Annotated in this window: 21 protein-coding genes; 16 read left to right on the top strand and 5 right to left on the bottom strand. The window is 55.8% G+C overall.

Features of this window, described 5'->3' with window-relative positions; genetic code table 11:
- The first annotated feature begins 115 nt into the window (after positions 1-115).
- Genes LX66_RS19890 through LX66_RS19855 form a run of 8 tightly spaced genes read left to right on the top strand, consistent with a single transcriptional unit; the run spans position 116 to position 9,385 of the window.
- Positions 116-748 (top strand): isochorismatase family protein, encoded by a 633-nt coding sequence (locus tag LX66_RS19890; RefSeq protein ID WP_145716807.1) that lies wholly within the window; start codon positions 116-118, stop codon positions 746-748.
- Positions 723-2,138 (top strand): alginate export family protein, encoded by a 1,416-nt coding sequence (locus LX66_RS19885; RefSeq protein WP_244620465.1) that lies wholly within the window; start codon positions 723-725, stop codon positions 2,136-2,138. The genes LX66_RS19890 and LX66_RS19885 overlap by 26 nt, the downstream gene beginning before the upstream one ends.
- Before the next feature lie 54 nt (positions 2,139-2,192).
- A complete protein-coding gene (locus tag LX66_RS19880; RefSeq protein WP_244620464.1) occupies positions 2,193-4,079 on the top strand; it encodes an amidohydrolase in 1,887 nt (628 codons plus the stop codon).
- A 10-nt stretch (positions 4,080-4,089) separates the two neighbouring features.
- Complete coding sequence (locus LX66_RS19875; protein ID WP_145716804.1) at positions 4,090-4,521, top strand: DoxX family protein; 432 nt, start codon at positions 4,090-4,092, stop codon at positions 4,519-4,521.
- A gap of 4 nt (positions 4,522-4,525) precedes the next feature.
- Entirely contained in the window at positions 4,526-5,002 is a 477-nt protein-coding gene (locus LX66_RS19870; protein WP_244620463.1) for a Dps family protein, read from the top strand.
- A gap of 47 nt (positions 5,003-5,049) precedes the next feature.
- Complete coding sequence (locus LX66_RS19865; protein ID WP_145716802.1) at positions 5,050-5,760, top strand: YoaK family protein; 711 nt, start codon at positions 5,050-5,052, stop codon at positions 5,758-5,760.
- A complete protein-coding gene (locus LX66_RS19860) occupies positions 5,744-8,017 on the top strand; it encodes a tetratricopeptide repeat-containing sensor histidine kinase (RefSeq protein ID WP_145716800.1) in 2,274 nt (757 codons plus the stop codon). The genes LX66_RS19865 and LX66_RS19860 overlap by 17 nt, the downstream gene beginning before the upstream one ends.
- Entirely contained in the window at positions 8,018-9,385 is a 1,368-nt protein-coding gene (locus LX66_RS19855) for a sigma-54-dependent transcriptional regulator (RefSeq protein WP_145716798.1), read from the top strand.
- Positions 9,386-9,401: 16 nt separating this feature from the next.
- Here LX66_RS19855 and LX66_RS19850 read toward each other — a convergent pair whose 3' ends face one another.
- Positions 9,402-11,051, bottom strand: a complete 1,650-nt coding sequence (locus LX66_RS19850; RefSeq protein ID WP_145716796.1) for a sigma-54-dependent Fis family transcriptional regulator — start codon at positions 11,049-11,051, stop codon at positions 9,402-9,404.
- Positions 11,052-11,279: 228 nt separating this feature from the next.
- Here LX66_RS19850 and LX66_RS19845 point away from each other — a divergent pair, with 228 nt between their 5' ends.
- On the top strand, positions 11,280-12,272 hold the full coding sequence (locus LX66_RS19845) for an alpha/beta hydrolase (protein WP_145716794.1): 993 nt from the start codon (positions 11,280-11,282) through the stop codon (positions 12,270-12,272).
- A gap of 269 nt (positions 12,273-12,541) precedes the next feature.
- A complete protein-coding gene (locus LX66_RS19840; protein ID WP_145716792.1) occupies positions 12,542-15,640 on the top strand; it encodes a carbohydrate-binding protein in 3,099 nt (1,032 codons plus the stop codon).
- Positions 15,641-15,724: 84 nt separating this feature from the next.
- Here the strand turns inward: LX66_RS19840 and LX66_RS19835 are convergent, their stop codons facing one another.
- The gene (locus LX66_RS19835) at positions 15,725-16,150 is read right to left on the bottom strand and encodes an OsmC family protein (protein ID WP_145716790.1); all 426 of its coding nucleotides are present in this window, start codon (positions 16,148-16,150) and stop codon (positions 15,725-15,727) included.
- Positions 16,151-16,334: 184 nt separating this feature from the next.
- Here LX66_RS19835 and LX66_RS19830 point away from each other — a divergent pair, with 184 nt between their 5' ends.
- Positions 16,335-16,847, top strand: a complete 513-nt coding sequence (locus LX66_RS19830; protein ID WP_145716788.1) for a hypothetical protein — start codon at positions 16,335-16,337, stop codon at positions 16,845-16,847.
- A 105-nt stretch (positions 16,848-16,952) separates the two neighbouring features.
- On the opposite strand, the gene LX66_RS19825 is transcribed toward LX66_RS19830, so the two are convergent.
- Positions 16,953-17,954, bottom strand: a complete 1,002-nt coding sequence (locus LX66_RS19825) for an MBL fold metallo-hydrolase (protein ID WP_145716786.1) — start codon at positions 17,952-17,954, stop codon at positions 16,953-16,955.
- Between the two features lie 171 nt (positions 17,955-18,125).
- Here LX66_RS19825 and LX66_RS19820 point away from each other — a divergent pair, with 171 nt between their 5' ends.
- Together LX66_RS19820 and LX66_RS19815 are read left to right on the top strand one after the other, a co-directional pair.
- On the top strand, positions 18,126-18,773 hold the full coding sequence (locus tag LX66_RS19820) for an START domain-containing protein (protein ID WP_145716784.1): 648 nt from the start codon (positions 18,126-18,128) through the stop codon (positions 18,771-18,773).
- Positions 18,774-18,969: 196 nt separating this feature from the next.
- The gene (locus LX66_RS19815) at positions 18,970-19,752 is read left to right on the top strand and encodes a phytanoyl-CoA dioxygenase family protein (protein WP_145716782.1); all 783 of its coding nucleotides are present in this window, start codon (positions 18,970-18,972) and stop codon (positions 19,750-19,752) included.
- Between the two features lie 16 nt (positions 19,753-19,768).
- Here the strand turns inward: LX66_RS19815 and LX66_RS19810 are convergent, their stop codons facing one another.
- On the bottom strand, positions 19,769-20,272 hold the full coding sequence (locus LX66_RS19810; protein ID WP_145716780.1) for an anthrone oxygenase family protein: 504 nt from the start codon (positions 20,270-20,272) through the stop codon (positions 19,769-19,771).
- Positions 20,273-20,307: 35 nt separating this feature from the next.
- Positions 20,308-21,126 (bottom strand): helix-turn-helix domain-containing protein, encoded by an 819-nt coding sequence (locus LX66_RS19805; protein WP_145716778.1) that lies wholly within the window; start codon positions 21,124-21,126, stop codon positions 20,308-20,310.
- A 136-nt stretch (positions 21,127-21,262) separates the two neighbouring features.
- On the opposite strand from LX66_RS19805, the gene LX66_RS19800 reads away from it, so the two are divergent.
- The 3 genes from LX66_RS19800 (at position 21,263) to LX66_RS19790 (ending at position 26,036) form a co-directional block, all read left to right on the top strand.
- Positions 21,263-22,144 carry a glycosyltransferase family protein gene (locus LX66_RS19800; RefSeq protein WP_145716776.1) on the top strand — a complete coding sequence of 294 codons (882 nt, stop codon included), beginning with the start codon at positions 21,263-21,265 and terminating at the stop codon, positions 22,142-22,144.
- 103 nt (positions 22,145-22,247) lie between these two features.
- A complete protein-coding gene (locus tag LX66_RS19795; RefSeq protein ID WP_145716775.1) occupies positions 22,248-24,593 on the top strand; it encodes a TonB-dependent receptor in 2,346 nt (781 codons plus the stop codon).
- A gap of 291 nt (positions 24,594-24,884) precedes the next feature.
- The gene (locus tag LX66_RS19790; protein ID WP_145716773.1) at positions 24,885-26,036 is read left to right on the top strand and encodes a Fe(II)-2OG oxygenase family protein; all 1,152 of its coding nucleotides are present in this window, start codon (positions 24,885-24,887) and stop codon (positions 26,034-26,036) included.
- Positions 26,037-26,047: the final 11 nt, after the last annotated feature.

Here is a 26,047-nt window from a genome sequence, read left to right as displayed (position 1 = left end):
ATTACGATATATCGTAACGGCTAATTTGGAGGCTTCAGTATAACTATATTATAATCAGTATGTTGCAAGGTGGCATTCTTATTGACTATTCTACGGCCTAACAAATTAATGATTCATGAAACCATCACCCAACTTATTGTCTCCCGACAACCATGCATTGGTACTAATTGACTTTGAAGGCCAGATGGGCTTTGCCACCAAAAGCATTCCCCTGAGCGAATTGAGGACCAATACCGCCATCATTGCAGGCGCATCAAAGATCTTCAATGTTCCTACCGTTGTCACTACTGTAGCGGAACAAACTTTTTCAGGCCCGGTATTTCCGGAGGTAGAGGTTTTTTACCCGCAGGCCACTTCCGGTTATATTGATCGCACGACTATGAACACCTGGGAAGATGAAGCCGCTTATAAAGCCATTGCCGGTAAAGGCAAAAAGAAACTGGTGATGGCCGGGCTCTGGACCGGCGTTTGTATTGTGGGACCGGCACTGTCTGCGCTGGAGGAAGGGTATACCGTGTATGTGATCACCGATGCCTGCGGCGATGTGAGCACGGAGGCGCATGAGCGCGCAGTACAGCGTATGGTGCATGCCGGCGTTATACCCATGACCTCCATCCAGTACCTGCTGGAGCTGCAGCGCGATTGGGCGCGGCAGGAAACCTATGCTGCGGTCACAGACCTGATGAAGCAGTATGGAGGCGCCTATGGCATCGGTATTCATTATGCGCACAACATGCTGCAGCACTAGGATGCGGGTGCTGTTCTCCAGGACCGGCAGGCGCATTGCTGCTATGCTGACTGTTTGCCTGGCCTGTAACCAGGCAAACAGTCAAAGCTTCGGGCTGATGCGGTTTGACGAGCATTATGAGCAATACCGGGATTCCACACGGACTTTTTATAACGGTATCAAGTATACGCCGCTGAACAGCAGGAAGACAGTATACGTGACCGCAGGCGGTGAGCTCCGGTGGGAGTATGTGGATTTTCGTAACGAGGACTGGGGGCGGCTGGGCCTTGGGCACAACAGCTTCTTGCTGCAACGATACAATCTCCACGCCGATCTCCACGCCGGGCCGCACTTCCGGCTCTTTGTACAGGTGAGGAGCGCCTGGGAGAACGGCCGTAAGAACGGGCCGCGCCCTATCGATGAAGACAAGCTGAATATCCAGAACCTTTTCGTAGATGCAGTGATCCTGCATAAGCCACACCGGACGCTGACCGCCCGGTTGGGGAAGCAGGAGCTGAACTATGGCAGCGGGAGGCTGATCTCTGTCCAGGAGGCGCCCAACCTCCGGCTGGCCTTTACCGGCGCCAAATTGATGTATGCTACACCGAACCTTGCCATAGACGGATTCCTGATGATGGCCGACTCGGTAAGAACGGGAGCATTCGACAACAAGCCTACCCGGGAGCTGAACTTCTGGGGCGTCTATACGAAGATCATCATCCCCCGGTTTCCCAACATCGACCTGTATTACCTGGGTTTCCGCAGGGACGGGTCTGAGTTTGAAGAGGGGCGCGAAAAGGAACGGCGTCATTCGCTGGGGGCCAGGATATGGCGGCACGGTGGCGGGTTTATCTATAACCTGGAATCCGTGATCCAGTTCGGCACATTCGGCGCGGGCCGCATCCGTGCCTGGACCGCCTCCGCCGACCTCGGTTACCACTTCCGGCACGCCTGGGGACAGCCTTCCATCAACCTCCGGAACGACTACATCTCAGGGGACCGGCAGCAGGGTGACGGGCATCTGCAAACGTTCAACCCGCTGTATCCCAAAGGGGGATATTTCGGGTTCAGCCCGCAGATAGGCCCGGTGAACCTGATAGACATCCATCCCTATGCAAACGTCCATATCGGTAAACAATTGCTGGCGCAGGCAGATGTGGTGATGAACTGGCGGTATTCCCTGCAGGACGGCGTATACCGGCCAAGTGGGGGCTTCAATTTCGGCGGGGCCGCTTCACGGGAAAGGTATATCGGTACGGCCTATCTGGCCAGCCTGGTGTATACTCCCAACCGGTTTGCATCACTTAACTGCGGCATCCAGTATTTCCGGGTGGGCGCTTTTGTAAAGGACCTGGTTGCTGCGCCGGAGAATGGCGTTTTTGTGAATGCCCGGCTGACCTTCAAATTTTAATAACCGTAAATAATGCAAGCCATGATTATGACAAGCATCATGACACAAGCAGATATGATCTTATTTAACGGCAGGATCCATACAGTGGACCCGCAAAACCCGTCGGCTACCGCGGTGGCTGTCAGGGACGGGAAATTCATTGCCGTAGGGGACGATGCGACCGTATTGAACCAGTACCGGTCGGAAACTACGCAGGTCATTGACCTGAAAGGCAAACGCACTATCCCGGGCCTGATCGATTCCCATATACACCTGATTCGCGGCGGGTTGAATTATAACCTGGAGCTGCGCTGGGACGGCGTGCCTTCACTGGCGGACGCCCTCCGCATGCTGAAGGACCAGGTGGCCGTTACGCCGTCGCCACAATGGGTGCGGGTGGTAGGCGGATGGACGGAGCACCAGTTTGCAGAAAAGCGCATGCCCACGCTCGATGAGATCAATGCGATCGCGCCGGACACGCCCGTTTTCATTATGCACCTGTATGACCGTGCTTTGTTGAACCGGGCTGCCATCCGCGCGGTGGGCTTTACCAGGGATACGCCGGCCCCCCCTGGTGGCCACATTGAAAAGGATGCCAGGGGCGAGCCGACCGGCCTGATACTGGCCAGTCCCAATGCCCTGATCTTGTATTCCACGCTGGCCAAGGGGCCTAAGCTGCCTTATGAACAGCAGGTGAACTCTACCCGTCATTTCATGACGGAACTGAACCGCTTCGGCATTACCAGCGTGATAGATGCCGGCGGCGGCTTCCAGAATTACCCGGACGATTACGAGGTTATCAACGAGCTGCATGAAAAGGAGCAACTGACCGTCAGGATTGCCTATAATCTCTTTACCCAGCGTCCGAAGCAGGAGCTGGAGGATTTCCGGCACTGGACGCAGTCAGTGAAGCTGTACCAGGGCTCGGATATGTACCGTCACAACGGCGCCGGTGAAATGCTGGTGTTCTCCGCCGCCGACTTCGAGGATTTCGTACAGCCACGACCGGAGCTCCCGGATGTAATGGAGGAAGAACTGGATCGGGTGGTGCGCCTGCTGGTAGCACAACGCTGGCCTTTCCGCCTGCACGCTACCTATAATGAAAGCATCAGCCGCTTCCTGGATGTTTTTGAAAAAGTGAACCGCGACATTCCTTTTGACGGGCTGCCCTGGATGTTTGACCACGCGGAAACGATTGACGAGCGCAATATAGACCGGGTGAAAGCCCTGGGCGGCGGGATCGCCATTCAAAGCCGCATGGCTTTCCAGGGTGAATATTTCACCGATCGCTATGGTGCTGCAACTGCGGCGCATACGCCGCCTGTAAAGCGAATGCTGCAGGCCGGTGTGCAGGTGGGAGCGGGTACAGACGCTACCCGTGTAAGCAGCTACAATCCCTGGGTGGCCCTTTACTGGCTGTCCGCAGGTAGAACTGTAGGCGGGCTGCAGCTTTACGGGGATGAGCAGCGGCTGAGCCGGGAAACGGCCCTGGAGCTGTATACCCGGGGCAGCGCCTGGTTCTCCAACGAACAGCAAAAGAAGGGCGCCATCAAAGCCGGTCAGTTGGCAGACCTGGCTGTACTGGATGCAGACTATTTCAGCGTGGAAGAGGATGGTGTCAAATCCATTGAATCGGTGCTGACCATGGTAGGCGGTAAGATCGTATACGCGAAAGATGAGTTTGCGGGTTATGCGCCGCCACCCATCCCTATCCTGCCCGACTGGTCGCCGGTAAGCCGGAACGGGGGATACTATGCTGCCGCAAGACCCGGCCGGCAGCGGCCGGCGGAGCGAAGTAACTTCGGCGGTGACGCAGCCGCAATTTCGGCCGCTGTCCATTGCTGCAGCGGCAGTTGTAATGTACATGGGCATGATCATGACCGCGCCCGGCGCAGTGCAGTGCCGGTCAACAACTACAGCGCTTTCTGGGGCGTATTGGGATGTTCTTGTTTCGCTTTTTAAAAATTCAGGTATGATCGAACTCATAAAACCACTCTTTTATTCGGACCTCGGTAGCGACCTGGCTAATGCAGCCCTGTTAGGTTTCCGGGTGCTGCTGGCTATTGAGCTGTTCCGCGTACATGGCATGAAGAAGTTCCGGGTGGAGAACGGGCAGCGGGAGCATGTGCCCAACCCGCTGCACCTGCCGGATAAGCTGAACGGGTGGATGGCCACCTTTGCGGATACCGTAGTGCCCTTCCTGGTCATACTGGGCGCAGGCACCCGGCTGGCCGTCATCCCTACCATCGGCGTAACGGCGGTTGGCTATTTCGTGGTGCACCGGCGTGACAGCCTGGAGGTGCGCGATGTTCCGTATATGTACACTATCGCGCTGCTCCTGCTCCTGTTCCTGGGAGCGGGCCGGTTTTCATTGGACACTATTTTCTATCATCTTTTAAACTAAATACATGATGCAGGTAAGGATTGGCATTAAACAGGAGTACCTGGCGGCAGTAGCACATTCGCTGGCAAAGATACTGGCGGATGAATTTGTTCTTTATACCAAAACCAGGAAAGCGCACTGGTGCGTGACCGGACCGGATTTTCACAGCAAACACCTGTTCTTCGAGGACCAGTACAAACAGTTGGAAGAGATCGTGGACGAGGTGGCGGAACGTATCCGCGCGCTGGGGCATTTTCCCCCCGCCACGTTGAAGGAATACCTGGCTCTCACACACCTCACGGAGCAATCGAGGGAAAAGAATAACTCGGCCGGCCATATCAGGGAATTGCTGGCGGATCACGAGAGCATCCTGGTGCATTTGCGGGAAAACATCAACGACTATGTAACGGCCTTTCATGATGCCGGCAGCAGCGACTATATCACCGGGCTGATGGAAACCCACGAAAAGATGGCGTGGATGTTAAGGGCGCACCTGGAGTAGTATGCAAAGGGGCGCCTGTTTTTATTACTTATTAAACAACCGAAGCGATGATAGCACAACGGCACAATATCAACCGTATTACTTTTTTGCTGGCCTGGGTGGCCGGGTTTTGTGACACCGCTACATTCGTTGCCGGCGATTCTATTTTCTCGGCGCATGTTACCGGTAACTTTATCGTGTTTGCCGCGCAGATCGTTGCCGGTGCGGACGGCGGTGAGTCCTGGATAAAGTTGCTCACTTTCCCGGTATTTGTAGTGGCGGTGATGACGGGCGGCTGGCTGGCGGAAAAGACGCCGCGTAATTATAAAATATTGCTGGCGGAAGGGATTATCTTGGTGGTTTGTGGCGTAGTTGCTATTTTACTGCCCTTCCTGGAAGGGATGGAGGAGACAATATCTGTTTACCTGATCGTCATGACTACAGTATTCGGCATGGGATTACAAAATGCTTTTGGAAAATTATTCGCGAAGGAAACGCATGGGCCCACTACCATGATGACCGGTAATGTGACCCAGGCCTCGCTGGACCTGGGGAGCCTGGTCCGCAAGGGGAATACCGGTGAAGTGCCGGCCCTGGCGAGTTTCAGGAAGCAATCCATTACTATTGGCGGCTTCCTGGCGGGTTGTGTAACGGGCGCCATATTGGCCAGGTGGCTGGGGTTGAGCGCGATCATTATACCAGGTGTGGCCATCGTGATCTGCTACCTGCAGGGGGAGACGGCTATATTTAAATCTGCCGGGGATGCAGCGGAAACGTAATATCATAACAGGGATGGCGGGGGGATGGCCGCTGGCATTGCTGTTGGCGATGTCCAGCCATCTTTTTGCACAATCCGCGCAGATAAAGATCAACCAGTTGATCCGGGAGAAAGGGGAAGACACGGCGGCGGTAAGGGCGCTGATGCAGTTGGGTGAGGCTTACCTGGACAGGCCGGAATCGCTGGAGGCGGATATGATGGCGGCATTTGCGGTCGCTGCCCGGATGGAATCGCTGAGCGGGCAATTGCATTACCAGAGAGGCCTGGGGCTCAGTCGGCTGCTGCAAGCCAAGGCCTTCCGGGAGTCCGGCCATGCGGACCGCGGGAGGCAAGCCAGCGGGGAGGCCGTACAGTTGCTGACCGCGCACGGAACGCCTGCAGAACGGGCACAGGCCATCCTGGAACTGGGAGGCACCTATTCCATTGAACCGCCCGATATCTCCCGGAAAATACAGTTGTACGAGCAGGGCGCCGACATTTATATGCGCGCAGGCAATGAACTGACTGCCGCTCAGCTTAAGGAGTTTATCGGCGACCTGTTGCAGGTGAACCAGCAATACGACCGCTCGCTGCAGGTGCTGCAGGAATGCCTGGCTATTTACCGGAAAACGGGCTACGAGCGTTTGCACGGCGTCTATTCCATTATGGCGGAGGCCTATCATGGAAAAAACAATTTCGTGGAATCGCTCCGGTACAACCTGCTGGCAGTGGAAACCGGCGAAAAGCTGGAGGAGAAAGGTCCGCTGATGGCCACCATCTATAACCGCGTGGGGCTGAACTATTACAGCGTAAAATATTTTGACCAGGCTATCGATTATTTCAATAAAGGGCTGGCGCAGGCGCGGGCAGGTAACGACAGCGCTTCCGCCAAAACACTTTTACTGAATATTGCCGATGCCCTGCGCAATAAGGGCGCATACCGGGCCAGCCTCGATTCGCTGGCAAGGGCCGCGGACTACGGGCATTCCGACAGGAAGGACGAAAGGGCGCAGATCGAGGTAGCTCACCTGAAGAATTATGTAGAGCTGCATGCTCCCGGCAAAGCAAAGGTCTATTACGGGCATTTGCTGCAGCTCTACCGGGAGCCGGGGGGCAGTGCTACCACCAACCAGTACTTGCGCATGGCCATTGCCTATTACCTGCAGTCCACCGGGGCGTTTGCAGAAACGGTTCCTTTCCTGGCAGCGTTTGAGAAGCAAAAGGAGAAAACGCATTTATCCCTCGTGAAAAGGGCGGAGGGCGAGTACCTTGCCTACCGGACCGATTCGGCGCTGGGCGACCTGAATGCCGCAATCAGGCACCTGCTGCTGTACAAAAAGTTGTCCGATTCACTGACCAGCACTAACCAGGCCAGGCAACTGGGCCTGCTGCGGCTGCAGTTTGAAACCGAGCGAAAAGACCAGGACATCAGGCTGCTGACACAGAAAAGCCAGCTCCAGGAGGCTTCTCTGCAAAAGGAAAAAGTATACCGCAACGTATTTATTGCCGGGGTGTGCATGCTGCTTATATTCCTGGCGATGCTGTACAACCGGTACCGGCTGAAACAGCAGGTCACGGCCCGGATGGAGCTGCAGCAGCGCGAGATCAATTCCCGGAATGAAGCGCTGAAGAAGCTGGTAGACGAGAAGGAGTGGCTGCTCAAGGAGATCCACCACCGGGTGAAGAACAACCTGCAGATAGTTATCAGCCTGCTGAACACCCAATCCGAATACCTGGATAATACGGACGCCATCATGGCCCTGCGGAACAGCCAGCGCCGCATGTACGCCATGTCGCTGATCCACCAAAGGCTATACCAGGCCGAAACGCTGGGCGAAATTGACATGAACTGGTATATCGATGAACTGATACGCTATATGAAGGAGTGCTTTGATACAGGCGGCAGGATCACATTTGAGGTGGACTATGATAAAATATCCCTGGATGTGGTGCAGGCAGTGCCCCTGGGCCTGGTGTTGAACGAAGCAGTGAGTAATTCCATCAAATATGCATTTCCCGGAAACAGGAAAGGGAAGATCAGGATCCGGTTTAAAAGAGTGGATGATTACCATTGCAGCCTTGCTATATCTGACAACGGGGTGGGCTTCGGCGACCATGCAGCCCCGGAGGGGACCGCATCGCTTGGCATGAGCCTGATGAGAGGGTTGGCAGACCAGTTGGGCGCGGATTATGAAATGGAAAGCAGCAATGCCGGCGTAGCCGTCACTATCCGCTTTCAAAGCCGGTCGTTCAGCGGTGAAGCACTAAATTATAATTAAATGAGCGGGAAGGAAAAGATACTGATCGTAGAGGATGAGTTCATCGTAGCCAACGATCTGCGGATCATGCTGGCGAAAGGCGGGTATAGCGTTTGCGGCATCGCCGCCTCGGCAGAACAGGCCCGGGCGCTCATCGCGCAGAAGCAACCGGACTGGGTATTGCTGGACATTATGCTGAAAACCGCTACCACTGGTATTGAACTGGCCAGGGAGCTGCTGCATGCCAGGATACCCTTCCTGTATATTTCCGCCAATACCAACCAGCGTACCCTGGAAGCGGCCAGGGCTACGCAGCCATACGGCTTCCTGGTGAAGCCTTTCCGGGAGCGCGACCTGTTCGTAATGCTCGATATCGCCCGGTACCGTTACGGTGTGGAGACCGGCATGATCCGGCCGGAGGTATTTGAAGAGCCCGCGGCGAACGGCATTGACCCGGATATTGTGGGCGAAAGCACGCCCATTGAGGACGCCATCCGGAAAGTGCGGGTGGTGGCGCCTACAGCCACCTCGGTGCTGTTGCTGGGCGAAAGCGGCACCGGTAAGGAGCGTTTTGCGCACGCTGTTCACAGGCTTTCCGCCAGGAGAAACAAGCCTTTTGTTACGGTGAACTGCGCAGCATTGCCGGTATCATTGCTGGAGTCGGAATTATTTGGCCACGAGCGCGGCGCCTTTACGGGGGCCAACCAGCGGAGGATCGGGAAGTTTGAGCTGGCGCATGGCGGCACCCTGTTCCTGGACGAGATCGGCGAGCTGCCGCTGGAAGCGCAGGTGAAACTATTGCGTGTGCTGCAGGAAAAGGAGATTGAAAGGCTGGGCGGGGACCGGCCCATCAGTGTGGATGTGCGCGTGATCGCCGCCACCAACCGGAACCTGGAACAGGAGGTAGCAGAGCAGCGGTTCCGGCTGGACCTGTATTACCGGCTGAACGTTTTCCCGGTGGAACTGCCTCCCCTGCGCGAGCGTAAAGAGGATATCGGCATACTGGCGAACTATTTCTTAAGGAAGTTTGAAACCTCCCTGGGCAGGAAGGGCCTGAAGATGAGCAGCGGGGCGCTCCGGCTGCTGGAGCAATACGACTGGCCCGGCAACATACGGGAGCTGGAGCACATGATCGAGCGGCAGATATTGCTGACGCCGGGCGACGAGATCACGGAGATCGCATTGCCTGCTACGGGAAACCAGCCGGACACGGTGGGCGGGCCGCTCCTCACCCTGGAGGAAATGGAGCGTATGCATATTATGAAGGCGCTGAAAACCAGTAATGGCCGGGTGTCAGGGAAAGGCGGCGCTGCCGAGCTGCTGGATATTCCCGCACAGACACTGTACTCGAAAATGAAAAAGCTGGGCATCCGTTCCGGTTACCAATAGGCGTTCCGGTTACACGTCACAGTACGCCGGTTTCCTGCCCGTCTATAAAATGTTCCTTCTTTATTCCCAGTTTCTGCATTTTGGAGATCAGCGTGGTGGCTGGCAACTGCAGCTTGAGGGCGGCGCCATTGGGGCCCGATATTCTGCCGCCGGATAGTTTCACCACCTTGAGGATGTAATCCCGTTCTACATCCGCCAGCGGGCGGACCTGCAGGTCCTTCATATTGGCGGTATGCAGCAGGTGGCTTCTTTCGGGAAGCTGGATATCCCGGATGGTAGTAGTATTGGTGAGCAGCACGGCGCGCTCTACGAGGTGCTCCAGCTCGCGGACGTTGCCGGGCCAGGAATAACCCATGAGTTTTTCAAGCGCCTTATGGGATATATTGTTTATTTTTTTTCCTGACTGCCTGGCAAAGCGTTCAATGAAATAGGAGACCAGCGCCGGTATGTCCTCTTTCCGCTTGCGCAAAGGTGGGAGATGGATAGGAAACACGTTGAGCCGGTAATAGAGATCGCTGCGGAACCGGTTGGCCGCTACTTCTGTCTCCAGTTGCTTGTTGGTGGCAGCGATGATGCGCACGTTCACTTTAATAGTGGTTTTCCCGCCTACCCGTTCAATCTCTTTTTCCTGCAGGGCGCGTAATAATTTCGACTGCAGCTCCTGGGGCAGCTCACCGATCTCGTCCAGGAAAATGGTGCTGTTGTTGGCGAGTTCAAACTTGCCGATGCGCCGGTCCAGCGCGCCGGTGAAGCTACCTTTCTCATGGCCGAACAGTTCGCTTTCTATCAGGCTGGCAGGTATCGCAGCGCAGTTGACCTTGATCATCAGCTTCTCCCTGCGGGGCGATGCTTCGTGGATGGCCCTGGCCACCAGCTCTTTGCCTGTGCCCGTTTCGCCGAGCAGCAGTACGGTAGCGCCGGAAGGGGCTACCTGTGAAACCAGGCGATATACCTTTTGTATCTCCTTCGACTCGCCTACCAGGTTGGAGAACCCACCGCCGGATCTTTGTTCTTCCAGCAGGTAGTGGTTCTCTTCTTCCAGTTGCTGTTTGTACCTTTCTATCTCTTCCATCTGCTGTTCGATCTGCTCGTTGGCCAGTACGTTGCACATACCGGTGCCCAGCAGGTCTGCGATGCCTGTCAGTAACCCCGACTGGCCCGTGTGAAAGGAGCTGGCCTTTTCGCCGTACAGGTACAGTACGCCTTTGTGCTCGTTGCGGTTTGCTATTTTTACTACCATCAGCGACCGGATGCCCATTTTATGCCAGTGCGGAATGTACGAGGGTTTATGCTTGCGGGCCATCAGGTCTGCCATACGGAAGATGAGGGGGCCGGGAGCCGCAAGGGCGGCATCAAAGATGCCATCGTTCACCGGGTGTTCCTTATGCAGGACGGGACTGATCTTTTTGCCCGCCTGTTGGCGGCTATACAGGAAAGGGGAGTGGGTCTGTTCCTCCTCGTGCAAAAGACAGAGCGTGTAGTATACGCCGTTGAAGAGGCCCAGTATATCTTCATTGATGATATTCCAGAGATCGTTGCGGTTCCGGGCGGTGGCAATGCGGGCGGCCACACAAAGCAGGATGGCCTGCTCATTTTCCTTCTGCCGTAACTGCGCCAGTACTTCCTTTGAACCGGTGGCGCGCGCTGATGATCCGTTTTTAGGCATTCCCGAAATTACGAAACAACGTAAATATTTACACCCGATCTACGAAATAACATAAAGCCGTCCTCCTTTCAGCAAACCGTAAATTTCTTAAAGCCCTTAATAATTTTACGATATAACGTAACACAGCAGCGGCGGCGTTTTGTGTAAGTTGTTGTTAATCATGTTATTGTGAGTAGGCATGCGCTTTGGTTAAGTAGGGCTACTTTATTAAACCTAAACAAAAGTTTTATGACTACAAGAACAACGCCCCCGGTACCGGCGCCCGTAGCCGGGGACCCGGCTATTTCTGCTGCAACAAAAGCATTCCTGGAAGCGCTGAATGCGCCCGGCGGCCCCGGGCTGGAAACCCTTACGCCGGCGCAGGCCCGCCAGGTGCTGGTAGATGTGCAGGCCGGGGTGGAAGTGGACTACTCCGGTATCGAGGAAAGTGAAAAGACCATTGAGCAGGACGGCTACCAGGTGAAGCTGAACATTGTAAGGCCCGCGGGCGCTACCGGGGCATTACCGGTATTTATCTTTATTCATGGCGGCGGCTGGGTGCTGGGAGACTATCCCACGCACAGGAGAATGGTGCGCGACCTGGTGGTGCTGTCGGGTGCCGCCGGGGTGTTCGTGAATTACACCCCTTCACCTGAAGCCCGTTACCCGCAGGCAATAAACGAGATCTATGCCGCCACCAAATGGGTAGCGGCCAACGGGCCGGAGATCAATGTGGACGGCAAAAAGCTGGCCATTGCAGGCAACAGTGTGGGCGGTAACATGACGGCTGTGACCACGCTGAAGGCGAAGGAGCAAAACGGGCCGGAGATCCGCCTGCAGATACTGTTCTGGCCGATCGTGGATGCGCGCTTCGATACGGAAAGCTACCAGCTTTACGGGAAGGACCGTTTCCTGACCGTTCCGCTGATGAAGTGGATGTACGACCAGTATACCACTGATCCTGCCGAGAGGGCGCAGATCTATGCTTCCCCGCTTAATGCCACGATAGAGCAATTGAAAGGGTTGCCGCCTGCGCTGATACAGGTGGCCGATGCCGATATTCTGCGTGATGAAGGAGAAGCCTATGGCCGCAAGCTGGATGAGGCCGGAGTACCTGTAACGACTATACGCTATAATGGCATGATCCATGATTTCGGGTTGCTGAACGCGCTGGCTGGTCTTCCCCAGACGAAGTCCCTGTTCCTGCACGCCGCAGCGGAACTGAAAAAATATCTTTTCTGATCGTTTACAGGTGCATTGAGGAAACCCCATAGGGGCAATCTTGTACTTTTCAAAGGGGTGTAAAGGGCACCGGAGCGGGCGCCCTTTACGCTGCCCTTTTATTTTATGGCATGCGCCCCGCTGTTGCAAAAGCTAATCCGGACAAAATAAAGGCGGCTCATCAATACCCGGCAATACTTATCTTTGCCGCCGGAACCTATTGCCTTTGAAAACCATAAAACCCTTAGTCCGATAACTGCAACCTTACTACGTCATTCAAAACTACCCATATGATGAAAAACCTACCCGTACCTATCCGGCTTTTAGCTGCCGGCTTACAGCAATTATGCTTTGCAACGCTGCTGTTGCTGGCCATCCCTCCGGGGGAGGCCTACAGCCAGCTCCCCGCCGGGTTTATCCAGCGGAAACTGACCGGCGACGTGATCAACGAAGCCACCTCCATGGCGCATGCGCCCGACGGCCGCATTTTCATGGCGGAACGCTCCGGCCATGTAAAGGTGTTCCTGAACGGTACCGTGGCCACGGTGCATACCGTAAGCACCACCACCGCCGCAGAACAGGGCCTGCTGGGCATCGCCCTGCACCCGCAGTTTGCGGCTAACGGCAAATGCTACATTTTTTACACCAACCCGGACATGACACGGCACTACCTGGACCTGGTCGTGATCAATGCCGCCAGCCAGGTGACTTCCGTTACCCGCGTGATGGAGTTTGACCCCATCATCAACGGCTTCCATAACGGCGGTGCGCTGCAGTTCAGGGACGGTTTCCTGTACATTGCGATCGGGGAGAGCAATGCTTCGGCAGAATCGCCCAAGCCGGACACCTACCGGGGAAAGATCCTGCGGCTGACGGAAGACGGGCAGCCCGCGCCCGGCAATCCCTATTACAACGAGCCCGGCGCATCCCGGCAAAAGCGCAGCATCTGGGCCAAGGGCATGCGCAATCCCTGGAAGATGAGCCTGGACCCGGTATCGCAAAAACTATTCGTGATCGATGTGGGTGGTAACTACGAGGAGATCAATGACGTGAGCAACCCGGACCCCGCCCGCAATTACAATTACGGTTGGGACCAGCGCGGGCGTTCCGGCCCGGAGCAGGCGGACACCACCATTCCGGCTGTTTTCTATTACCCGCACAGCGGCTGGGGATGCGCCATTACATCCGGTGTTTTCTTTACCCCCCCATCCACTAACTACCCGCCGCAGTACCGGAACCGGTTCTACTTTTCCGACTGGTGCTCCCCCTGGCTCAGGAGCGTGGACGCTACTAACCCCGGCGCAGGATGGGAGGAATTTGCTTCCGGCGGTTTCGGCTCCGTGCTGGGCACCAGCGTGGGCGCGGACGGCAATATCTACTACATCCGCTACAACAGCACCGGCAGCCTGTGGCGCATAGAATACGATAATAACCAGGCTCCCCTGGTAGTGAACCAGCCGGTCAGCGATACGGTGGTGGAAAGAGACCCGGCATCCTTTTTCGTGGAGGCTTCCGGGGCTACGCCGCTCAGCTACCGCTGGCAAAAGAACGGCGCAGATATACCCGGCGCTACCGCTGCCGCCTATACGATTGCGCAGGCGGCCATGGCTGATGCCGGCAGCTACCGCTGCATTGTGAGCAACGCAGTGGGCAGCGATACCAGTACGGCCGCCACCCTAACGGTTACTCCCTTTAATGCCCGTCCTGAACCGCATATACTCACGCCGTCTGCCACGCTGACCTGGGATGCCCTGGATACCGTGAGCTTCTCCGGCACCGCTACGGATGCAGAGGATGGCGTGCTGCCGGCATCCGCCTACCACTGGGAAGTGCGTTTTTTCCATAAGGACGATCCCACCAGCGAACACTGGCATCCCGGACCGGTCATCCCGGCCGGTATGACGGCGGGTACTTTCATAGCGGATAACGGCGGCGAGTCCTCGCCCAATATCTGGTTCCGTATACTCCTCACCGTTACCGACTCCGACGGGCGCACCGGTATAGATTCCGTGGACATCCAGCCCAACAAGGTGGTCCTGACGGCCGCGGCCAGTGTGCCGGGACTGCAACTGGTGCTGGGCACGCAGGGCACGGCGCCTTTCTCCAAAACCTTCGTGGTGAATACTCCTTTCACCCTGCAGGCTATCAGCCCGCAGGTGCTCCGTGATACTTCCTATGTATTCGCATCCTGGGAGCATGGCGGGGCGGAACTGCAATCCCTGCGCGCGCCGGCCGTGAATACCACTTACCTGGCGCAGTACCAGGCCAGCGCTTCCCTGCAGCAGCCTTATTCCGGTACGCCGGCAGCGCTGCCGGGTAAAATAGAGGCGGAGGATTTTGATACCGGCGGCGAAGGCATCGCCTACCATGATGCCAGCATAGGCAATGCCGGCAACCAGTACCGCACTGCTGCGGATGTGGACATTGAGGGCTGCTCCGAAGGCGGCTTCAACATTGGTTACGTAGCAGCCGGCGAGTGGCTGGAATATACGGTGAACGTAACTACCCCCGGCGTATATACGCTGGCCGCACGGGTGGCCACGCCTTACGACGGCAAAAGCTTCCACGTGGAGCTGGATGGGCAGGATATTACCGGCCCGGTGGCGGTGCCGCTTACCGGCGGTTTCCAGGCCTGGCAAACCGTGTACGTAACCACCCCGGCCCTTGCGGCAGGCGTGAAGGTGCTGCGCCTGGTGATGGAGGCGGCAGATTTTAATGTGAACTACCTGGCCTTTACCAATGGCACCGGCGGCACTACAGCCAATATACCCGGCCGCCTGGAGGCGGAGGCCTATGATGAAATGAACGGCATCGGAACGGAGGCCACCGCCGATGAGGGCGGCGGGCAGAATATAGGATGGGTGGCTGCCGGCGACTGGATGGACTATCACGTGAACGTAAGCACGGCCGGCGCCTATACAGTGGCCTTCCGCGTAGCCAGCGCCCCCGGCGGCGGACAACTGGAGCTGCGCAGCGGTACCGCCACCCTGGCATCGGTGAATATTGACGCTACCGGCGGCTGGCAGTCCTGGACAACGGTAACGGCTACTGTAAGCCTGCCGGCAGGTGAGCAGACCCTGCGTATTTATGCGGCAACCGGGGACTGGAACCTGAACTGGTTTGAGTTTACCCTGCCGGCAAACAACGGCAAGCTGCCGGAAGCCGGCGCCGCGCTGGTATACCCTAACCCCGCCAATAATATGCTGACGCTGCGCGGAATGACACAGAACGGGGTGGTAAATGTGATCAGCCTGTCTACCGGCCGCGCCGCCAGGTGGCAGGTCACTAACGGCACGCTGGACATCAGCGCATTAACGCCGGGCACCTATATTGTTGAGTTTTATGATGAAGCCGGTAAGCCCGTGCGGAAGAAGTTCGTCAAGCTGTAACCTTGCGTATTGCATATAAACAAAGCGGATGTCTCAATGTAATGAGACATCCGCTTTGCTTATGGATATAATGCGTTTTACCGCTTACTGGTAAGTTACTTCCAGGCTGATCGGCGTGGCGGCCAGTGCCTTGGAGATCGGGCAGTTTTCCTTGGCGCCGTTGGCGATAGTCTTAAACTGTTCTTCGGAAACGCCTTCAATCACAGACGCTTTCAGTTGCAGGGTGATACCGGCAATTTTCGGACCGGCAGCGGTGTCCAGCTCTACAGTAGCCTTTGTTTCCAGGTCGCCGGCAGTAAAGCCTGCCTGCGCCAATGCAGCGCTGAGGGCCATGGTGAAACACCCGGCATGGGAGGCGCCCAGCAGCTCTTCCGGGTTGGTGCCTACACCGTCTGCAAAGCGGGTGTTAAAGGAATATTGCGTTTGGTTCAGTACGGTGCTTTGTGTTGAGATCTCTCCCTGGCCTCCTTTAAGATCACCCTTCCAGTGGGCAGTGGCTGTTCTTTTCATTGCATTGGTTTTTATAATGTGAGAAATGGTATTTCGCTGTAAAATAGGGCATTTTTATGAACAATGATTTGGGGCAGTGTTAAATCGCTGTTGTATATATCATGGGAATTGTTGTACAAACCATTTGCCCGGGCGGGATATTCACGCTGCAATGATTACTATTGCCTGTCAAAACCATCATACCATGAACCTCCCTTTATCCACCCTTGGCATTTTTCACACAGTCGTTTCCGTTATTGCGCTGGTATTTGCCGCCATCTCCCTGGTGCGGGAGGGCGTGATCAACCCGCGCAGCAGAACGGGGCGGTACTACATGATCATTACGGTGATCGCCTGCGTTTCCGCTTTCGGGCTGTCCAGGGCCGGCGGCTTCAACCCCGGTCATGCGCTGGCATTGCTGATCCTGTTGCTGTTTGGCGTAGCGCTGCTGGCAGTACGTACACAGTTGTTCGGGCGCGCCTCCGCCTATGTGGAAGTATTTTGCATGTCTGCCACGCTGTTCTTTTCCCTGGTGCCGGGTATCAATGAAACTTTTTTGCGCCTGCCGCTTCGTAACCCGCTGTCTACGGACATTGATTCACCGGCTACGCAAAGGGCGCTGATGGTGCTGTTTGTGCTGTTCCTGGCCGGGGTGGGCTGGCAGTTGCTGAAAGTACGGGCAGCGGTACGGCAGCGGGCCGGCGGCATTATCCACTAAGCGCGCAACTTATTCCGACCGCAGGGACCTGGCCGGGTTGGCCAGCGCGGCCCGTATACCCTGGTAGCTCGCCGTCACTGCCTGTCCGCTTCCGGGCGAATGAAATTAAAACTCCCACCACTGTTGCTGCGGGTAGGAGTGGCCCAGCACCACCGGCTCCCCGATCAGCGGCGTGGTCACGGTAATGCCTGAACCACTGGCGGCGCTTGTCAGCCGCCGGATGGGCTCATTCCAGGGATGGTTGGCCAGTGCGAATTTGCCCCAATGCACGGGCAGCAGAGCTTTGGCCTGCAGGTCTTCGGCGGCCTGCAGCGTTTGTTCCGGGAACATGTGAATATAAGGCCAGGAAGCATTGTACTGCCCGCATTCCAGGATGGCGAGGTCAAAGGGGCCATATTTTTCGCCGATATCCCTGAAATGGGTATCGTAGCCGGAGTCGCCCCCGATAAAGATCGTATAGCCCGGCATTTGCAGCACATAGGATGCCCACAGCGAGGTGGCGCGCCGCAGGCCCCTGCCGGAGAAATGCCGTGCAGGCGTGGCCGTAAGCTGCATGTCCGGTGGCAATTGCACCGTTTCCCACCAGTCCATTTCCGTAATGCGCAGGTCCGTGGCGGCCGGGCTGCCAATATCCCTGCCCACGCCCAAAGGCACGTAACATGCGCCGGTGTGGGGCTGCAGGGCAGCGATGGTTTTCTTGTCCAGGTGATCGTAGTGGTTATGGGACAGTAGCAGATAGTCCAGCGGCGGCATATCCGTAACGCCATAGGTACCGGTGCCGGCAAAAGCCTTGATCATGCCGGGCAGGGGGGAGGCATGCCCGCTGAATACCGGGTCTACCAGGATGTTGGTGTCCCTGTAATGCAGCAGGTAAGAGGAATGGCCGAACCATACGATGACCGGCGCATCTCCCGGCAGCGCCCGCAGGTCGGTTTGCACGGAAGGAAGGGCATGGGAGGGCGTAATGCTGGAAGGCCGGCGGATATAATCAAACAGCAGCTTGCTGAAGGATACGCCTTCGGCCATTACCGGGGTGGCCGATAAATTCAGGAATTTATTACGCTGGTAGTGGGCGGAATCGCTGAGCGACCTCCATTTTTTCTTCATTATCATTAAAAATAGCTATTATCTGTAATTTAGAGGACGAATCAACAGACCGGAATATTGGATCAACAAGGTTATTTTTTTTATGAAACCGAGCATGACAACTTCGTTTCTCACACAGAGACATGTTAATGCGAGGTTCCATCTGACCGATGAAAAGACGGATATTAACAGATGAAAAAGCATGTAACCCTCTTTTGCCTGCTTGTGCTGGGATACACCTGGTGCAGGGGACAGGAAACCTGGAAGCTGAAGACGAACCGGGAAGGTATCGAGATCTACACAAAACAGTCCCGGCTAAATCCCGACCTGAAGGCCATCCGCGTGCGCTGCGTGCTGCCCGCTACGCTCTCCCAACTGGTAGCTATTGTGTTGGATGTGAACACCGGCGCGGAATGGGTATACAGCACCCGCTCCAGCGTATTGCTGAAGCAGGTGTCGCCGGCGGAGCTGTATTACTATTCGGAAGTGGAGCTGCCCTGGCCCTGCAGTAACCGCGATTTCATTGCCCACCTTACGGCCCGGCAGGACCCGCATACCAGAGTAGTGACCATTGACGGCCCTACGGTAGCAGGCTATGTGCCGGAGAAAAAGAACATTGTACGGGTAAACCGTTCTTTTGGTAAATGGGAGATCACGCCGCTTGGCCCGCAAAGCGTGCGCATAGATTATGTACTGGAAACCGATCCCGGCGGCTCCCTGCCGGCCTGGCTGGTAAACCTCTTTGTGACCAAGGGCCCGCTGGAAACGTTTAAAAAGTTAAAGCTGCAGGTACAGAAGCCCGCCTACCGCGGGGTGCGGCTGCCTTTCATCAGCGATTAGCCATGCCCGTACCAGTCCGCATAAGTTTTGATGGAACAGGTATTTGTAAAATGCGAAAGGTAATATAACTTTGCGTCCATGAGAATGGCACCAACACTTTAAGATACCTCCTTTATACTGCTCACACAGCGCCTTGTTGCAGGGCGCCGCCTATGTATTTCTTCACATAATACCATTCTTATTCAATCCTGTGATCATGGAGGAAGTTTTAAACCAACAACAGATCGCCCGATTTATCCATGAGGGCTTTGTACGTATAGACAATGCATTTCCCGCGGCGCTTGCGGCTGCTGCGCGCGATATTCTCTGGCAGGACCTGCCTGCAGACCCGGATGATCCGGCCACCTGGACCCAACCGGTGATCCGGCTGGGCATGTACACGCAGCCGCCCTTTGTAGCAGCCGCCAACACCCCCGTGCTGCACCGGGCCTTCGATCAACTGGCAGGGCCCGGCAAATGGATGCCCTGTAAAGCCATGGGTACTTTCCCGGTCCGTTTTCCCTCGCCGGATGATCCCGGTGATGCCGGCTGGCATGTAGATGTCAGCTTTGCCGGCGCAGATGCTCACAATTACCTGGAGTGGCGGGTGAACCGGTATTCAAAGGGCCGGGCATTGCTGATGCTGTTCCTGTTTTCCGATGTAGGGGAGCAGGACGCGCCTACCAGGATACGGCCGGGCTCTCACCTGGAGGTAGCCCGGGAACTAAGCGCGGAAGGAGAAGGGGGGCTTTCTCTCGGGGAGCTGGCCGCCAGGCTGGCGGAGCGCCCTGAAGGGAAGGTGACCCTGGCTACCGGTAAGGCAGGTACGGTGTACCTGTGCCATCCTTTCCTGGTGCATGCCGCCCAGCCGCATCATGGCAGGGAGCCGCGGTTCCTGGCGCAGCCGCCCCTGTTCTGGAAGGAAGGCCCCGGAGCCGGCGGTATAGATAATGAGGATACGCCCGTAGCGGCGGCGATACGCCTGGGATTGAACGGGTAGCAGCGCCATGGCACTGCTACGCCTGTTCTTCCGGGAGCAGGCAGGCGATGATGACCATTATTACGGACAAGGTGCCGGCGATGGCCCTTACCAGGTTCAGCCGGTTCCAGGGGCCTTCAAAACGGGCCCGCTGCGCGGCGATCTCCTGTGTGGAGGCGGAGGAGAGGTGGAAGGCGTCCAGCGCTTCGTTCAGGGGCACATTGCCCACTACCGTAACACCGAATACGCCGATCACGTACAGCAGGCTGGCGGCCAGCAGGCACCAGAAGCGGCCGGAAGCGGGAGCGGAGTATTGCAGGTAGGTGCTGAGCGGCAGCAACAGCAGCGTGCCGAAGAAACAGGTGAAAAAAGCGAAGTTCTGGATAGCCCGGTTCATGGCTTGCATGGAGGCGATGTACACCGTGTCCGGCACTTTGGCCAGGCCGATGGTCACGGAGCAGGACCAGGCATAGAAGAGGCCCGCCATCAGGGCGGTGGAAGTGGCTGCCAGTATCAGCAGGATGTTAGCAAGTTTAAGCATAACCGCAACAGTTTGTTTTCAGGAGGCAAGTTAGATCAGCGGCGTACTTCCGCCAGGTTCTCCACTACTTCGCTGGACCATTTCTGGTACTGGTTGGGAGAAAAGCCGGCAAATTCCTTAAATGCGCGGATGTAATGGGAATGGTCTGCATAGTCCAGCTCAAAGGCAATGTCCGAAAGCTTGTCAAAGCGGTTGTGCCGTAACTGCGCCAGGGAGGCCTGGAACTGGCAGATGCGGGCGAACAGCTTGGGCGGGATGCCTACCCATTGCTTGAACCTTCTTTCAAAGCTCCTTTCCGTGAGGAACAACTGTTCGCGCAGCTCCTTTACGGATACATGGCCCTTTGACTGTACGATCTGCGATACGGCATAGCGCATCGGCTCGTCTACCGGTATGTTGTGGGCCTGTACCTGGGTGACCAGGTAGGACGACAGCGCCCTGATGCGCTCCTGGATGGAAAGCGTGTTCAGCAACTGGTCGGAAAGGCTGATCACCTGGCTGGCGTTCAGGCTGTGCAGGTCCAGGCAATCGTCGGTGAGCTCATTGGCGTTGAGGCCGAAAACGGATTTCAGCGCATTGGGATAAAAATAAATACCGATGGTGCAGAGCTTCCCCGTTGCATACATATTCCGGGGTTTGGTGGTTTGCCCGTACAGGAACATACCCGGCAGGCGGTTGCGGTCTTCGTAGCAGAGCGTCCCGCAGTCGGTTTGCTGGAAGATCAGCCCGGGGCTGCCGTCCGCAATGGCCCGGAGGTTCCTGGGCAGACCGTCATCGCCATCATTTTCCAGCACCCAGAAATACCGGACATAATCCTGCAGGAAAGCGGGTGGCGGTATCTGTTTGTATTGCATAGCGGTGAACGGATTCGGGTGATCTATAAATGTACAACTTTCAGGCAAGGCGCGGTACAAATATAAAATTTTTATATTTTCACGCCCGTGCAGACCTGGCAGGTCGCAAAAACCTGCCAGGTTTAAAATAATATTGATGAAAGTAACCGGGTTTACCTTTGTACGCAACGCCATTAAACTGGACTATCCTGTAGTGGAGTCCATCTCCTCCATCCTGCCGCTGTGTGATGAAGTGATCGTGTGCGTGGGCAATTCAACAGACGATACGCTGCAACTGATCGAATCGATCGGGTCGCCCAAGATCCGTATCCTGCATTCCGTATGGGACGACTCCCTGAAGGAAGGGGGGCGGGTGCTGGCCGTGGAGACCAATAAAGCGCTGGACGAGGTGAGCGCAGACACTACCTGGGCTTTTTACATACAGGCCGATGAAGTAGTGCACGAGGACGACTACCCGGCTATCCGTGCGGCCATGGAACAGTACAAGGATGATACCCGGGTGGAGGGGCTGCTGTTCAAATACATCCACTTTTATGGCGGCTACGATTACGTGGGCGACTCCCGTATCTGGTATAACCACGAGATCCGCATTGTGCGCAACCAGCCAGGCCTGCGCTCCTATAAGGATGCCCAGGGTTTCCGGCTTCATGACCGCAAGCTGCAGGTGAAGCCGGTGCAGGCGCACATCTATCATTATGGCTGGGTAAAAGATCCCCTCGAGGCCGGCCTGAAGAAGTGGCAGAATACCGTGCAGCTATATCACGGGCATGACACTGAAAAAATAAGGCCGATCCTGGAAAGCCGGCATTTCGACTACTCCGGCATCGATTCCCTCCGGCGCTTTACCGGCCGGCACCCGGCATTCATGCAGGATCGCGTGGCCAGGCAGCACTGGCAGTTTGAATGGGATATCAGCAGGAAGAACTTCAAGAGCTTCCGCCGCCGGCTGCTGCACTGGATCGAGGAAAAAACCGGCAGGCGGCTGTTTGATTACAGGAATTACAGGTTGCTGAAGTAGGCCTTCTGCTTACGAACTTTCCCTTTTGCGTAAAAACTTTTCCCGATTTAGTAAATGTATCAGGTATTTATATTACACATTTGCCAAAATTTTTATAAATACCATGAGGCAAATTGTACCACTTTTACTTTTACTGTTACCCGTTCTGGGTTTTGCAAATGAAGAAGAGACCGACTACGGGACCATTAAGGGAAAAGTAACCACCAGCGACGACAGACCGGCACCATCCGTTAGCATTGTTTTAAAAGGCACCGGCAAGAACGCCATTACAGCCGAAGATGGCACTTTCACCATCAGCAGGGTACCTACCGGCAACTATGAGCTGGAAGTTTCGCTGGTGGGATATGAGAAGCTCGTACAACCGGTAACGGTGAAAAAGAACCAGACCGCTACCGTATCGCTGCAACTGCAGGTGTCCAATACCCAGTTGCAGGAGATCATTATTACCAGCGGCCAGAACAAGTTTGCCGACAAGGAAACGGAACAGGTGGCCCGCCTGCCTTTAAAGAACCTGGAAAACCCGCAGGTGTACCAGGTGGTAGGCAAGGCGCTGATGCAGGAGCAGGTGATCATTGAGCGTACAGACCTGTACCGCAATATTCCCGGCGCTGTGCCCAACTCACTGGCGGGCGGCTCCCAGGGTATGAGCCTGCGGGGCTTTGCCACTACCGTGGGCATGCGCAACGGCATGATGACCAGCGCTGTGGTGCCGCTGAACCCGGCCATCCTGGAAAGGGTGGAAGTGATCAAAGGCCCTTCCGGCACTTTATTTGGCGCCAACCGTAACGTGACCTTCGGCGGTGTATATAATTATATTACCAAAAAGCCGTACCAGGGCTTTGGCGGGGAAGTGAGCTTTACCGGCGGCAGCTTCCGCTTTTCCAGGATAGCGGCGGATATCAATACGCCTATCAACAAGGACAATACCGCCCTGTTCCGCCTCAACGTGGCCGGGCAAACGGAAACCTCCTTCCAGGACCAGGGATATGCGAAGAACTATACCTTTGCGCCCAGCTTCATCTACCAGGTGAACGACCGCCTGAAATTTACCATAGACGCGGACATTACCCGCAGTGCATATACCACCACCTCCTTCGCCATCGGCTCCCTGGCCAATGTAACGGCCCGCAGCTTCAAGGACCTGCCCCTGGGCTACAAGCAGTCACTGATCAATAACAGCGTGGATGTGAGCAACGGGATCAACAACCTGCAGGCGCAGATGGAGTACAAGTTCTCCGAGAAATGGAAATCACAGACCAATTTCCTGTTCTCTGAAGGCTTCTACAAACATTTCTACTGGACCACCCTGAGCCTGCTCACGGACTCCACCGTTCGCCGCTCCGTGCGGAACCAGACGCCGGAAACCTTCGGCAATATCCAGTTCCAGCAGAACTTCATCGGCGACTTCAACCTGGGATCATTGCGTAACCGCGTGGTAATAGGGCTGGACTACAATTATAACTATTATGATCTCTACCGTGCCTCCGTTACCTACGATGAGGTCAACCTCAACCAGCCCATACCGGATATGAACGTTGAAAAATTAAACGAGCTGTCATATGAAAAAGGCTTCAGCACCACCACCAACAAGTCCTACAGCTACGGCGCCTATGTTTCCGATGTGCTGAACATTACGCCGGCGTTGATGGCCATGCTGAGCCTGCGCGCGGACTATTTTACTACAGACGGCTCCTATAGCCCTGCTACGGGTAAATATACCGGCGGCTATAACCAGACCTCCCTGTCTCCCAAGTTCGGCCTGGTATACCAGGTGCTGCCGGAAAAATTATCCGTTTTTGGTAACTACATGAACGGCTTTGTAAACCTGGCGCCCGTAACGCAGCCGGACAACACCGTGCTGGAGCTGAAGCCGCAGCGCGGCGACCAGTGGGAAGCCGGCGTAAAGCTGGACCTGGTGGATAATAAGCTGAGCGGCTCCCTGAGCTATTATGATATTGCGGTGACCAACTCCACCCGGCCTGAAGTGGTGGATGGAGAAACCTTCACCCGTCAGGACGGCACCCAGCACAGCAAGGGCTACGAAGCAGAGCTGATCGCCAACCCCGTTCCGGGACTGAATATCGTAGCCGGCTACGGGCATAACGAAAACAAGTATGAAAAAGCATCCGCCGCGCTGGAAGGCAAGTATATCACCGCCAGCCCCAAAGATGTGGTGAACCTCTGGATCAGCTACTACATTACCCGTGGCAAAGTAAGAGGCCTGGGCTTTGGCGCCGGTGGCAACTATGTGGCCGATTCCTGGTTTGAGGCGACCAATACTTTTGTGCTGCCTTCCTACACCCTGCTGAACGTAGCCATCTTCTACGACCAGCCCAAATTCAGGCTGTCTGTAAAAGGCAATAACCTGCTGAACGAGGAATACTGGAACAGCAACGGTACGCCGCAGAAAAAGCTGAACTTCCTCGGAAGCGTGGCATTTAAATTCTAAGTTGCGTAAAGATGAACATATAGTTAAGATTAAAGACAGGCCCGGGTTTTAGCCCGGGCTTTTTTTGTCCGGAATAGTAATGTCCATTTGAAATTCCCTATCTCGTAAATTGTTTTCCGCATTTGATTAAGCCCTTGCTTTGCGAATGATGCAAATTTGTAACGAACAATATGTACATCGTTCCCTGAAGTAAAAGACTTTAGTAAGTAACCATTCACAGAACCATATTTTTTAATACCGGAAATTCTCTATGTCAAACGAACCCTAGTATTCACTTTTAAAACAATTGGAATGAAGACCCAGATAGAGCAGATTGCTCCCCTTCGCCCTGTGGGCGAAGAGCGCCCCGCTGCGCCCCAGGTTGCGCCCGCTCCGCCCATGAAGCCGCTGGTGGTGGAGATAACGCCTGAAGAGCGGCAGGCCATTACCACTATCAGTAAAACCTTGAAACAACGGTACCGGCACTACGAAGATCCCGAGTTCATTGCCATGCTCCACCTGAATGCTTACACACTGCTGCCGGAGCGCATTGCAAAGCTGCTGAGCCGTTTTGGCACTGATTTTTCCGCCACACAATACGGCGCGGTGGTGCTGCGCGGACTGCTGGAGGTATCGCAGGAAGCGCTGGGCCCCACACCGCCCAGTTGGCAGGAAACGGATTACGGCAAGCTGGTGGATTACGGATTTATTTCTGCCCTGCTGCATGGCGCCGTGCCTTCCAAGCCCGTGGAGTATTACGCGCAGCGCAAAGGCGGTGGCCTGCTGCACGCCATTATCCCCGACGAGCGCATGGTGTACACGCAAACCGGTTCCGGCTCCGGCACGGACCTCATGGTGCATACCGAGGACGCCTTTTTGCACAATGCGGCGGATTTCCTGAGCTTCCTGTACCTGCGCAATGAAGAGCGCGTACCGTCCATGCTGTATTCCATCCGTTCGCACGGCCGGCCGGAAGGTTTCATGAAGGAGCTGTTCCGCCCCATTTATAAATGCCCCAAGGATGCCAACTACGGCGAGGAGGAGGCCATTGGCGAAGCGCCCTGCACTTCCATCCTCTACGGCAGCGAGGCGGCCCCCTTTATGCGCTTCGACGCTGCAGAGCAGATCTATAATGAGCGCGCAGACCAGTCGCCGGAAGCGATGGAACACCTGCAACGTTTCTGGGAAGCCGCCAGGGGCCTGATCTACCAGGAATTTATTCCTGAATCGGGCGATATGATCTTTGTGAACAACCACCTCTGCGCGCATGGCCGCAGCGCCTTTATGGCCGGCTTCCGGGAGGAGAACGGCCGCCTGGTGAAATGCGAGCGCAGGCTGATGCTCCGCATGATGAGCAAGACCAGCCTGCTCAGCATCCGCTCCGTAACGCACCCGGACAACCCCTACCTCGTAATGGAAGAGCACTACGGTAAGGTGTTCAAAGCCGAATTTATGATCAACTAACTTTAAAAGCT

Origin of the sequence: Chitinophaga japonensis (genome assembly GCF_007830125.1) — a bacterium.
Taxonomy (GTDB): domain Bacteria; phylum Bacteroidota; class Bacteroidia; order Chitinophagales; family Chitinophagaceae; genus Chitinophaga; species Chitinophaga japonensis.
Note: the sequence above shows the minus strand (reverse complement) of the source record. Positions and strands in the feature narration are given on the sequence as shown.